This window comes from Desulfosporosinus acidiphilus SJ4 (genome assembly GCF_000255115.2).
In the GTDB taxonomy this organism is placed as follows: Bacteria; Bacillota; Desulfitobacteriia; order Desulfitobacteriales; family Desulfitobacteriaceae; genus Desulfosporosinus; species Desulfosporosinus acidiphilus.
In genome coordinates this window covers 730,310-742,904 of the sequence record NC_018068.1, presented here as the reverse complement: position 1 = coordinate 742,904, position 12,595 = coordinate 730,310, and the positions used below count along the sequence as shown (strand labels likewise).

Here is a 12,595-nt window from a genome sequence, read left to right as displayed (position 1 = left end):
ATGAAAATGAGTAGAGTTTTAAATATCGGATTAGACGTAGGTTCTACAACAGTAAAACTCGTCGTGCTCGACAATCGAAAAATAGTCTATAAGAATTATTTACGACATTTTTCCAATATACGAAATACAGTTGTTATGATGCTTGAGGATGCCAAAACAATCCTCCAAGGACATGCCTTGACCTTAATGGTTACAGGTTCCGGGGGATATAACATTTCTCAAACATTAGACGTTCCCTTTATTCAGGAAGTTATGGCCTGCTCCAACGCCATAAAAATTGTTATCCCCGCCACCGATGCGGCAATAGAACTTGGTGGTGAAGATGCTAAGGTCACTTATTTTGGCGATTCCCTTGAACAGCGAATGAACGGAACCTGTGCCGGAGGAACCGGAGCCTTCATTGATCAGATGGCTTCCTTGCTGCAAACAGATGCTCTTGGTTTAAACGAACTGGCGAAAAATTACAAAACCATTTATCCCATTGCCTCACGCTGCGGCGTATTTGCTAAAACAGATATTCAACCCTTGCTTAACGAGGGAGCTGCAAAAGAAGATATTGCCGTTTCTGTTTTCCAGGCTGTTGTTAACCAAACCATCAGCGGTTTAGCTCAAGGACGTCCGATCACGGGTAACGTGGCTTTTTTAGGTGGCCCTTTATTTTTCCTTTCGGAACTAAGAAAGCGTTTTATTGAAACCTTGAATTTGGATGAAGAAAGCATTATTTTCCCTGATGACTCTCAATACTTTGTAGCCATCGGTGCAGCCCTTTCCTCTCGCGATCAGCAACCGGTCACTCAAGAGTGTCTCTATGAACGGGCACCTATGATTTACAAAATCAACAATGAAGAAAACGCAGAGTTAAATCCCCTCTTTAAAGATGAGGAAGATTATGAGGCCTTCAAACAAAGGCATGCCCAGCATAAGGTTAAGCGCGTAGATTTAGAATCTTATCAAGGGAATGCTTACCTGGGGATTGATGCCGGATCTACAACGACAAAGCTGGCCTTGATTGACGACCAGGGAGGTTTGCTCTATTCTTTCTACAATAGTAATCAGGGGAATCCTCTTGAGTCAACGGCTGAAGCCTTAAAGAGCCTTTATGCCAAACTGAATCCGAAGATTAAAATCCTTAACTCTGCCGTTACCGGCTACGGCGAACATCTCATTAAAGCGGCTCTCAAAGTCGACATTGGAGAAATAGAAACAGTAGCTCATTATGCAGCTGCAAATTTCTTCCTTCCCGGCGTTGACTTTGTGTTGGATATCGGTGGACAAGATATGAAGAGCTTAGTTATCCGTAATGGAGTCATCGAATCCATCACGTTAAACGAAGCTTGTTCATCAGGATGCGGCTCTTTCGTGGAAACCTTTGCCCAATCCCTGAATATGAGTGTCCAAGAATTTGCTAAGATCGGCCAAGAATCCAAGCATCCAGTGGACCTCGGCACACGCTGTACCGTCTTCATGAACTCCAAGGTTAAACAAGTCCAGAAGGAGGGTGCTGAGGTCAGCGATATCTCCGCAGGCATCGCAATTTCTGTGATTAAAAACGCCCTTTTCAAGGTCATCCGTTTGCGGAACGCTGATGAACTGGGTCAAAAGATTGTTGTCCAAGGAGGTACGTTCTATAACGATACAGTCTTGAGGGCTCTCGAAACGCTTGTTAATCGTGAAGTGGTGCGTCCGGATATTGCCGGGATTATGGGAGCTTTTGGAGCTGCTCTAATAGCTAAAGATCGCTTGGAGACCGGCTATCAGACAACACTCCTGCCTCTTGAAGAACTTCAAGAGCTCTCCTCAGAGACCTCCATGAAACGATGCGGCCTCTGCGGAAACAACTGTCTGGTTACAATTCGACGCTTTTCCAACGGCAATGAATTTTTCTCCGGGAATCGCTGCGAACGCGGTGAGGGTAAAACCATCACAAAATCTCAAATCCCCAACCTTTTTGACTATAAATATAAACGGGTCTTTAATTATGTGCCCTTATCTCCCTCTAAAGCGACTCGCGGCACCCTTGGAATTCCCCGGGTTTTAAACATTTATGAAGATTATCCTTTCTGGTTTACCTTTTTTACCGAGTTAAACTACCGGGTTATTCTCTCCGGGCGATCTTCAAAACCCCTCTATGAACGTGGTATGGATACTATTCCTTCCGAATCGGCCTGTTATCCGGCAAAACTTGCCCATGGTCATATTGCCGATTTAGTGAAAAAAGGGGTAAAAAAAATCTTTTATCCTTGCATACCCTATAACCGTCAAGAAGACCCGGAATCCAATAACCATTACAATTGTCCCATCGTCACTTCCTATCCGGAGACCATTAACGCTAACATGGATATCCTGAGAACCCCGGAGATCACCTTTTATCACCCATTTTTACCGATTGACAATCCCCGTCGCATGGGGAAACGCTTAATTGAAGAGTTAGCACCGGAAAAAATCCCAAGCCAAGAGATTCTCAAGGCCATGGAAAAGGCTTATGCAGAGTTAGACAACTATAAAGAGGACTCCCGAAAGAAGGGTGAAGAAGCCCTTCAATATATCAAAGATCATCAAATAAAAGGGATTGTTCTGGGGGGAAGACCCTATCATCTTGATCCTGAAATTAACCATGGAATTCCGGAGATGATTCAATCCTACGGGTTTGCGATTTTATCGGAAGACTCTATCAGTCACTTAAACCAGGTCGAACGGCCTTTGCGGATTGTGGACCAGTGGGTCTATCATACAAGACTTTATGCGGCAGCAAGCTATGTAGCCCAACAGAGCTCTCTGGAGTTGATACAGCTAAACTCCTTTGGATGCGGTTTAGATGCCGTCACGACAGACCAAGTTAAAGAAATCCTCGAAGCATACGGCAAGATTTATACCGTTATTAAAATTGACGAGATTAATAATTTAGGGGCTGCCCGAATTCGTGTCCGTTCTTTAATCGCTGCCATCAATGAACGGGATAAACGTCAGGTAACCCCCGAAAAGCTGATCACAAGACCTTCGCGAGTAATTTTCACTCAGGAAATGAAAAAAACTCATACTCTCTTAGTACCTCAAATGTCCCCAATTCACTTTCAGTTTTTTCAAACCGGTTTTGAAATGGCAGGCTATACGATTGAAATTTTACCTTCCGTCGATAAATCTGCCATTGATGAAGGCTTAAAATACGTGCATAATGATGCTTGCTACCCGGCTATTATTGTCGTCGGACAAATCATGAAAGCCTTAAATTCCGGCAAGTATGATTTAAACAACACCTCAGTTATCATCTCCCAAACCGGTGGAGGATGCCGGGCGACCAACTATATTGCCTTTATCCGCAAGGCCTTGGCGGACGCCCATCTGGGACACATCCCGGTAGTTGCTTTAAATACGGGAAATTCATCCAGCTTAGAGCAAAACCCAGGCTTTAAAATTACCCTTCCCATTTTTAAGAAAGTGATGCAGGGATTGATCTACGGAGATCTCCTGATGCGCGTTCTTTACCGAGTGCGCCCTTACGAAATGGAACCAGGCTCAGCGAATCGCTTATATGAATCCTGGGTAGCACGCTGTCAAGAATCCTTAAAGACAGGTAATACCAAGGACTATGAAAAAAACATCCGGCAAATTGTCGAGGACTTTGACTCCCTCCCGATTCACGAAGATTGGCTCAAACCTAAAGTCGGGGTTGTGGGTGAAATTCTTGTTAAATTCCATCCCACGGCTAATAATAACATTGTGGAACTGCTGGAATCTGAAGGCGCGGAAGCAGTTGTACCTGACCTCGCAGATTTCCTATTATACGGTGCTTTTGATAACCGTATTAAATACCAACAATTATCCGGAAGTTTTTGGAGTATGGTGTCCGGCAATTTCTCCATCGGTCGGATTGAAGCCTATCGCCGGGAGATGAAAAAGGCTCTCAATGCCAGTAAACGCTTTACAGCCCCCAAACCTATTGAAGAAATAGCCAAATACGCTTCAAACCATCTTTCCCTTGCCAATCAGTCAGGAGAAGGCTGGTTTTTGACCGGAGAGATGGTGGAATTGATTCGCAGCGGAGTCAACAATATCATTTGTTTGCAGCCTTTTGCCTGCTTACCAAACCATATTACAGGAAAGGGTATGATTCGTGAACTCCGGCGCTCATACCCTGCGGCCAACATTGCACCTATTGACTACGATCCCGGAGCCAGCGAAGTTAATCAGCTTAATCGGATTAAACTAATGCTGTCAGTAGCCATGGAAAACCTCTAATTGAACTACTTCTAAGGAAATCGCCTCCTGTGCGAAGTACCTGGCACAGGAGGCGATTTATTTAATCCAACTGTCTTTAACTCAATTACTACAGAGTTTATTAAGTATCTCCTTAAAAAATAGCCCCGAACACTATAGACCTCAAAGGAAGGCAGCTTCGCCCACAATAGTGAACTCATTGCATGGAGAATCGGTAAAGCTCTGGGCGAAGCTACCCGACCTAAAGTCATGATCTATTTTCATCATCCGCTGGTGCTGCAATTGCAGCATGGGAATCTAAACAAGATTTTATATAATCAACGGGCACATCCATTCTAATAGCAGTTTCTTCGACCGATAGGCCACTATTTATAAATCGCCGGACAACCATCATCAAATTTTCTCCAACTTCTATGATATGCTTGTCTGGATCATAGAAGCGAACAACACGCTGTCCCCAAGAATGTTCCAGCAAAGGATGTACATAGTTAATGTCTGCAATAACATTTATCTTTTGAAGAAAACCCTCAAAATCATCTTCTTCAAAATATAACTCCGCTGCATTTCCTCCGAAAACAATTTCATGATCCTTTTTTCGAATAAATTTAAGCCAAGTATCTTTTGTTTGTAAAGCAATACCGCCTGTTAGAGTTACATTGGCGCCAAAATCAAAAATAACTTCTAGGCCAAGCACTTCATAGTAAAAATGTTTTGCCGTTTCCATATTCGAAACGACTAACAAAGGACTTGAGAATTTCATTGTACGCCTCTCCATTCTAATTCTAATCTCTAATCTCATTTCTGTTTTTTAAACCGAATTTACCTTGCAAAACATCTTCCAGACACTTTTGCGGCCTGATTACTTATCATCATAACCCTAAATCAGGGAAATTCAACCATCAGTTTACAGAACCTGAGGAGTTAGCGGTAATCCATAAATTACCTCAAACTATTACTCCATTTACATCTTGACAGAAAAAAGGGTTTACTTTATAGTAGCTATATTATCTTGATTCCAAGTAAATATTGAATCTCTTATCAAGAGTGGCGGAGGGACTGGCCCTATGATGCCCGGCAACCGATAGCAAAGCTATAAGGTGCTAATTCCAGCAGAACCTTACTTAGGTTCTGAGAGATGAGAGCAGCGTGTTAAATACTTAACGATCGCTTCTCTGAAGCGATCGTTTTCTTTATTTATCAATAACTTCGCTGAACTTACCCTCTCCTGATAACCTATATAAACTCAACGGCAATCAAGATTCTCAAAAGTACGTCTCAGTGGAAATTACTGCCCCGAAAAACCTATTACGAAAAGGAGAGAAATGCAATGACCGAAAAACACCAATTTGGATTTGAGACTGTTTCATTACATGGGGGACAAAGTCCCGATTCTGCAACCAATTCCCGTGCCGTTCCTATCTACCAAACCTCTTCCTTTGTTTTCAACGACACAGAACATGCTGCTAACCTCTTTTCTTTAAAGGAACCCGGCAACATTTATTCTCGGATCATGAATCCCACCCAAGATGTTTTTGAGCAGCGCCTTGCCCTTCTTGAAGGAGGCGTAGGTGCACTGGCTACCTCGTCCGGACAAGCGGCTATTACGTATGCTATCCTTAACATCGCCCAAGCCGGAGATGAAATTGTCGCTTCAGGCTCTCTTTACGGCGGTACGTATACCTTGTTCGCCTACACCTTAGCTAAATTGGGAATTAAAACTCACTTTGTCAACGGCGATCATCCCGAAGAGTTTCGCGCTAAAATTACGGAACGAACAAAAGCTCTCTATACCGAGACCATTGGCAATCCTCAAATCAATGTAGCCGACATTACGAAACTTGCCATTATTGCTCACGAAAATAATCTTCCGCTCATCGTAGACAATACCTTTGCCTCCCCTTACTTATGCCGCCCCATTGAACATGGCGCTGATATCGTTGTTCATTCAGCGACTAAGTTTATCGGCGGGCACGGGACATCTATTGGAGGAGTCATTGTTGATTCCGGAAACTTCAGCTGGAATAACGGCAAATTCTCCGGACTCAGCGAGCCCGATCCTAGCTACCATGGAATTGTCTATACCGAAGCCTGCGGCAGAGCCGCCTATATCACCAAGGCCCGGGTATCTCTCCTGCGTGATACTGGAGCCGCCCTATCTCCGTTTAACTCCTTCCTATTTTTGCAGGGCTTAGAAACCCTTCCGCTTCGTATGGAACGTCACGTAGAAAATGCTCAGAAGGTGGCAGAATTTCTAAACCAGCATCAATTCGTCACTTGGGTAAATTACCCCAGCCTGCCTAACAGCCCCTATCGCGCCCTTGCCGAGAAATATTTACCTAAAGGTGCCGGCTCAATCTTTACCTTTGGGGTCAAAGGCGGTTTACGCGAGGGAGAAAAATTCATCAACAAGCTTCAGCTGTTTTCTCATTTAGCCAACGTGGGCGATGCAAAATCCCTGGTGATTCACCCGGCAAGTACCACTCATCAACAGCTCGATGAAGCCTCTCAACGCGCCGCCGGAATCTCACCGGACATGATCCGCCTCTCTATTGGTTTAGAGACTATCGATGACCTTCTTTATGATCTGGATCAAGCTCTTAGTGCCAGCCAGATATAAATATCGTAAATTTAGAAGGGCAAAGAAGGAAAAGAATCAACGATTTCGCCTTGAATATCAGGAATTGAAAGATAGAACCTCCGTTTTATCACGATCTTAGCAGCAACAATAAATTTGCAGATACCAAATCAATGAGTTTTCAAAATTCTTTATCTATCTGAAGTGAAACGGAGGTTTAGTTAAATGCCGATTAAAATCCCGGAACATTTACCGGCTATGGAAATACTCAATCAAGAAAATATTTTCGTCATGGGTTACGAACGTGCTTTTCACCAAGATATTCGCCCCTTGAAAATTGTGATCCTTAATCTTATGCCCCGCAAAGAAACCACAGAAACTCAACTCTTAAGACTGCTCGGAAATTCCCCCTTGCAAGTCGAAATCGTTCTTTTGCGAATTGAAAGCCATCAGTCCAAAAACACCTCTCAAGAACACTTAGATGCTTTTTATCAAAGTTTTAGTGATATAAAGAACCACAACTATGATGGCATGATTATCACAGGGGCACCGGTAGAACACTTAGACTTCGAAGAAGTTACCTACTGGAAGGACCTGCAGGAAATTATGGATTGGTCAACAACTCACGTCACATCGACGTTTCACATTTGCTGGGGAGCTCAGGCCGGATTGTATCACCATTATGGTATTCCCAAATACCCTTTGCCTGAAAAGTTGTTCGGTATCTTTCAACATGATGTCAATAAGAGCGGCTTCAACGGTATGCAGCTCCTGCGGGGTTTTGATGACGAATTCTATGTTCCCCACTCCCGTCATACGGAAACCAAACGCAGCGACCTCGCTAAGCATCCCGAATTAGAGATTTTATCCGAGTCCAGCGAAGCAGGAGTTTACATTGTTGTTTCCAAGGATAGGCGCCAGGTCTTTGTCACCGGTCATTCTGAGTATGATACCTTAACCCTCAAAGAAGAATATGACCGGGATCTTGCCAAAGGTCTCCCAATAGCTCTTCCCAACAACTACTTCCCTAACAACGATCCCACGAAAACTCCCGTTCACCTGTGGCGCTCACATACAAATTTACTCTTTCAGAACTGGTTGAATTATTACGTCTACCAAGAAACGCCCTATGATCTTGGCGGCCGCTAAGAGGAAACCGCCAATCTCAAAAGCGCACCCCAAATGTTGGCTATCCAATATTTGAGGTGTGCTTTTTTAATATTTTTTATAACTGAAAAGATCCCTAAATGAAACAAGGCCGCCTTTCTTAGAAACGGCCTGATGATATCACCCTCTGGATAGGAACAAATCTACATGCATATACTGAAAAGGTCAAATCACAAACATTTTATAGGAAAGGAAGCAAGAAATTTGACTTCGGTACAGAACAAATCTTCCAAAATGTCGGCATTTTCCTTAACCATGTTGGCCATAGGGAGTATTATCGGCGCGGGAATGTTTTTGGGAGTCGGCTTAACGATCAAACTTGCCGGTCCGTCGATTATTCTCGCTTACGCCCTCATGGGTATCTTAATGTATTTTAACTTATCCTTTTTGGCAGATCTCTCTTTGCTCGATCCGGAAAAAGGTTCGTTTCAAACCTATGCTTCCAAGGCTTTTGGAACGGGAGTCGGGTTTGTTATCGGTTGGCTTTACTGGATCTCCGGAATTCTGGTTATGTCCAGTGAGGCAACAGCCGCCGCAATTTTCAGCGCTCTTTGGTTTCCAGGAATTCCGCTTTGGGCCTTCATGCTTATCTATTCGGTTGTTCTGACAGTGGTAAACCTTGCTGATCCGCGCTGGTTTGGGAAATTAGAATCAGGTCTGGCAATCATTAAGGTCATCGCCCTTATCGGATTTATTCTTTTGGGAATAGTTCTTGCCTTTTTCCCTCTTCTCGGAACTGCCCCAGGTTGGCACAATGTTACGAATACTCCCTTTTTTGCTCATGGCATTTCAGGCTTCGCAGGCTCTCTTTTACTTGTCTTTTATGCTTTTTCAGGAACTTCGGTAGTTGGGTTAGCGATCTCAGAATCTTCCGATCCGGAGAAAACTGTACCTAAAGTAGTTCTCTCTACTTCGGGGATAGTCACATTCTTTTATGTTATTTCTGTTCTCTTCCTGCTTTTACTCCACCCCTGGACTACGTATAACGCCAGTACAAGCCCCTATGTCAGCGCTCTCTTGCCTTACAAAATCCCTATTGTTCAATCTCTTATGAACTTTGTCATCCTAACAGCTACCTTATCGGCCATGAGCGCCAGCATGTACGGAACTTCACGGATGTTAAATGCCCTTGCCCAACAAAATGAAGCACCGAATTTTTTTAACAAAGTCACACCAAAGGCAGTTCCAAGACGTGCTCTCCTGTTCACAAATGCCTTTCTTATTGCCATCGCCTTCCTCTCCTATATTATTCCTAACAAAATTTACTTGCTGGTAACCGGCGCCAGCGGCCTGCTCTCACTCGTTAATGTCTTAACCATTAGTCTTGCACACTGGCGCTTACGTCAAAAGCTGCTGGAAAAACGGCAAGACTATAAAACCCATGTCCTCGGTTACCCAACAAGCAATTTTATTGTAACAGCGATTTTTGTAGGTGTTTTCTTCTCGGCTTTTGCAATTCCTGACCAAAGGGCTTCCTTCTTTTTAGGGCTTAGCCTGATCGCTGTTACAGCAGGCGTTTATTTCTCAGTTCGCCACAAGCTCGGAGCAAAGTCTCAATGGCCTATAAGTACGGCAGAGCACCATGAAATCCCAACTACAGAGAATAGTTTACATACCCTAAAACATTTGGCTCAGGAAACTGAAAAACGAATATCCGAAGGATTAAGACCTAAGAATAGATCTTAATGGCCTTCATTGCAATCCCACTTTTACTTGCCTAACATTAAGGAAAGCTTAGCTGACACTCTAAGTGTCTTCGCATGAATTAGCCTTCTCGCAGCCTCTGACGAAAGCGGCAGGTCAGTAGCACTTGGGGCTAGTGGACCAAGCACGTATTACACCTTTTTGCGGTATTTTGCCGAAGGTTACTTTCTAAATTGGATAAAGAAAGGCGTTTTCACTCCACTATACACAATAATAGTGACGTGAGAACGCCTTAGCTATTTACACTCACTTTGGATTTTTATAGTTAAGTTTTAGACGCCCCCTTTCTCTCCATCAAATCGAAACAGGTTTGATTTCTGTAATGTCTGTTGTCCTAGAATTGGGAACTAACTTAATCCTAACCCTTTTCGTTTGCTAATAATATGGGCTTCAATATTATTGGCAACTTCCACAGGATCGTCCCCAAGCGCGATCTTCCCTCCCGTTAATCCTTCCACATCTTGAGTCAAGAGTTTCACGAGTTGGGGAGCACCGGTCACGAAAGGAGTCGGAGACAGGTGCGTATAGGCACCATAGGCTACAGCAAAAACCCCGTCAATAGTGGCTTTTTGTTCCATCCACTCAGGAGCGGTTACCGCAATCGGCAATTGAGGAACATCTACGTCAAGATGATCTGCTAAGGCTGTTACCAACATGGAAATTCTCCCAGTATCGGTACAGGTTCCGAAGCTCAACACAGGCGGTATCTTTAAGGAACCGCATACTTCGCCTAAACCTTTGCCTGCCATCTTCACGGCATCAAGATTGCAAAGCCCCGCTACTTCCAAGGCATGATTTCCGCAGCCACCTGCAACAACCAAAATATCTCGTTTTATCAATTCTTTAGTTAAGTTCACCGTATTCCAATCCTGGGGACCGTTGCGCAGCGTTGAACAGTTAGCTAAAGCAACAACCCCTTTGATCTTGCCTGCAGCTATCACATCGACAAGAGGATCGAGCTTATTACCTAAAGCTCCTAAAACGGCTTCCGTAGAAAACCCAGCTATGGCCTTTTGGGTGATTTTAGGAACCTTAGCTGTAATCTTCCCATGACGCTTTTTAAAATTTTCAATCCCCAAATTGATCAGTTGATCTGCCATACTCTCGACTTCATTGGGATGGTAAGGGATTTTATGTTCAAGTCCCGGTACTCCGATAATTGTGCTGACACTGACAAGAGTCACTTGATATTTTTCCGCATACATATCAATGGCCGGCGGAGAGCAATTTTCTTCCATAGCCATGACATCGACGGTACCGGTTGCCAGTAGAGGTTCTATGGACAGCCAATTTCCCATAAGTCCCACAAAAACATCATCTACAGGAAACCTTTGGAGCAGCTCTTGCCCGGTTTCAATAGAACCGACAACTCTCAAACCTTTGGCCCCGGCCGCTTTGGCCTTGGCTTGAATTTCCGGAGTTTTGGCCTTTTGAATCGTCGCCACCCCAGCCCAGGGTTGGTGCCCGTTAAAAACAATATTAACGTAGTCAGGATCCATAATTCCAAGATCGACATTAACTTCATGAGGTTGAGGTGTGCCAAACAAAATATCCTGAACCATTTCCAGTCCAATCTGAGAATTATAGATGGTTGATAATCCAAGTCTCAGAGCTTTCAAGGCCAAGGAAACATAATCTCCGTCAACATTAGTCAGACAGCTCGCCACACAGTTCTGTTCCTCATGCACAGTCCCCGCCGGATAGATATGTAGATCTCTCCAAATCTTTTTTCTTTTTTTGGGGGCAAAGGCTTCCACCATGAGGTTAGGTTCTTCTGTGCCAATATTCATCTGGTTGTTGAGAAGGTCTGCCAATTGAATTGCCATCTGATTAACATCCTGATTGGCATTAATGCCAAGAGTTTCGCACATCCACTTTAGTTTATTAACATCAGTGATTTTAAAGGGGGTTTTACCTTCTCCCGTTGCCCGAAGAGTACGAAATGCTTCGTAAGCGTGATGACTGTAGGTCCCTGCGCCCATAATATTTTGCAGCAGCAGTTTCCTCATAGCCATTGCATCGGCTCCAATTCCACAAACGCCCTTGTCTTGACCGCTCTTCTCGCTGATCCGGCAAGGTCCGTTGGAACACTGCTGACAGCTAAGCCCCTGCAGGCAAAAATTACAGCGGATTTTTTCCTGTTTCGTCCAACGGTCAAAAACGTTAGACATTCCGTCCTCTCGAATTCTGGGCAGCATTTCTTCAACGGAATCGTGATAACTTACCCTTCCTTCAGATCTTTCTAAGATTGTTTCAGTCATTGCCTATCCTCCTTTTGAATTACTATACAAAGTTTGTACATCAGAATACCTAAATATGTACATGCTAGAACATGAAGAATGCCTGCAAAATTATTATTCTCCCCGTGAAAAGTTGTTGCGTCAAACTATTGTTTAGCTTGCCGGATATTTGGGAAAATAACTTGTATCAACTAAAGGAGGTATAACCATGGACGAAGGTACTGTAAGGAAATCCGGGCCGGAACATCTTAAAGCAAAACAAATTGTCTACTATGTTTTAGGGGTTCTCGAAGTCCTCTTCACCTTCCGCCTTATCTTTAAACTTCTTGGAGCAAATCCTCAAAGCCCCTTTGTCTCTCTTATGTACGCAGTTACGCAAGTTTTCTTAGCTCCTTTTTCGGGAATTTTTCCATCAGCTGTCACCAAAGGCCTGGAAACCCAGTCGGTGTTAGAATCCTCAACCATTATTGCCATGATTGTCTATGCTGTCCTCGCCTGGGGCGTTCTTAAGCTGATTGAAATCAGCCGGAATTCTCATAACTCAGAAATTCATTGACAGCTCAGCAACATACCATCACATCTAATAAACTGGTGAATGAACATGCTTCTATAAGTGGGGGTTATCTTTTCTCCTCGATAAAACCGAAAAAACAATTAGGGCGCAGCGAACTTCTTTAAGTTCCGCTGCGCCCTT

7 protein-coding genes and 1 riboswitch are annotated in these 12,595 nt (G+C 43.8%); of the genes, 5 read left to right on the top strand and 2 right to left on the bottom strand.

Annotated elements, in window-relative coordinates; all coding sequences use genetic code 11:
* The first annotated feature begins 6 nt into the window (after positions 1-6).
* Positions 7-4,236, top strand: a complete 4,230-nt coding sequence (locus tag DESACI_RS03485) for a 2-hydroxyacyl-CoA dehydratase (protein WP_014825786.1) — start codon at positions 7-9, stop codon at positions 4,234-4,236.
* A gap of 226 nt (positions 4,237-4,462) precedes the next feature.
* Here the strand turns inward: DESACI_RS03485 and DESACI_RS03480 are convergent, their stop codons facing one another.
* On the bottom strand, positions 4,463-4,975 hold the full coding sequence (locus DESACI_RS03480; RefSeq protein WP_014825785.1) for a VOC family protein: 513 nt from the start codon (positions 4,973-4,975) through the stop codon (positions 4,463-4,465).
* Positions 4,976-5,247: 272 nt separating this feature from the next.
* Positions 5,248-5,357: riboswitch (SAM riboswitch) on the top strand.
* A 185-nt stretch (positions 5,358-5,542) separates the two neighbouring features.
* On the opposite strand from DESACI_RS03480, the gene DESACI_RS03475 reads away from it, so the two are divergent.
* The 3 genes from DESACI_RS03475 to DESACI_RS03465 all read left to right on the top strand — a co-directional run bounded on the left by DESACI_RS03475 (position 5,543) and on the right by DESACI_RS03465 (position 9,643).
* Complete coding sequence (locus tag DESACI_RS03475; protein WP_014825784.1) at positions 5,543-6,832, top strand: homocysteine synthase; 1,290 nt, start codon at positions 5,543-5,545, stop codon at positions 6,830-6,832.
* A gap of 183 nt (positions 6,833-7,015) precedes the next feature.
* On the top strand, positions 7,016-7,939 hold the full coding sequence (metA, locus tag DESACI_RS03470; protein WP_014825783.1) for a homoserine O-acetyltransferase MetA: 924 nt from the start codon (positions 7,016-7,018) through the stop codon (positions 7,937-7,939).
* Between the two features lie 222 nt (positions 7,940-8,161).
* Entirely contained in the window at positions 8,162-9,643 is a 1,482-nt protein-coding gene (locus tag DESACI_RS03465; protein ID WP_041275953.1) for an amino acid permease, read from the top strand.
* Positions 9,644-10,008: 365 nt separating this feature from the next.
* On the opposite strand, the gene cooS is transcribed toward DESACI_RS03465, so the two are convergent.
* Positions 10,009-11,922, bottom strand: a complete 1,914-nt coding sequence (cooS, locus tag DESACI_RS03460) for an anaerobic carbon-monoxide dehydrogenase catalytic subunit (RefSeq protein ID WP_014825781.1) — start codon at positions 11,920-11,922, stop codon at positions 10,009-10,011.
* 187 nt (positions 11,923-12,109) lie between these two features.
* Here cooS and DESACI_RS03455 point away from each other — a divergent pair, with 187 nt between their 5' ends.
* Positions 12,110-12,457 carry a YggT family protein gene (locus DESACI_RS03455; RefSeq protein ID WP_014825780.1) on the top strand — a complete coding sequence of 116 codons (348 nt, stop codon included), beginning with the start codon at positions 12,110-12,112 and terminating at the stop codon, positions 12,455-12,457.
* Positions 12,458-12,595 lie beyond the last annotated feature (138 nt).

Bases quoted from the DNA above. Each gene is read 5' to 3' on its own strand.
- DESACI_RS03485 (WP_014825786.1), top strand. From the start codon at position 7: ATGAGTAGAGTTTTAAATATCGGATTAGACGTAGGTTCTACAACAGTA.
- DESACI_RS03480 (WP_014825785.1), bottom strand. From the start codon at position 4,975: ATGAAATTCTCAAGTCCTTTGTTAGTCGTTTCGAATATGGAAACGGCA.
- DESACI_RS03455 (WP_014825780.1), top strand. From the start codon at position 12,110: ATGGACGAAGGTACTGTAAGGAAATCCGGGCCGGAACATCTTAAAGCA.
- metA (WP_014825783.1), top strand. From the start codon at position 7,016: ATGCCGATTAAAATCCCGGAACATTTACCGGCTATGGAAATACTCAAT.
- cooS (WP_014825781.1), bottom strand. From the start codon at position 11,922: ATGACTGAAACAATCTTAGAAAGATCTGAAGGAAGGGTAAGTTATCAC.
- DESACI_RS03475 (WP_014825784.1), top strand. From the start codon at position 5,543: ATGACCGAAAAACACCAATTTGGATTTGAGACTGTTTCATTACATGGG.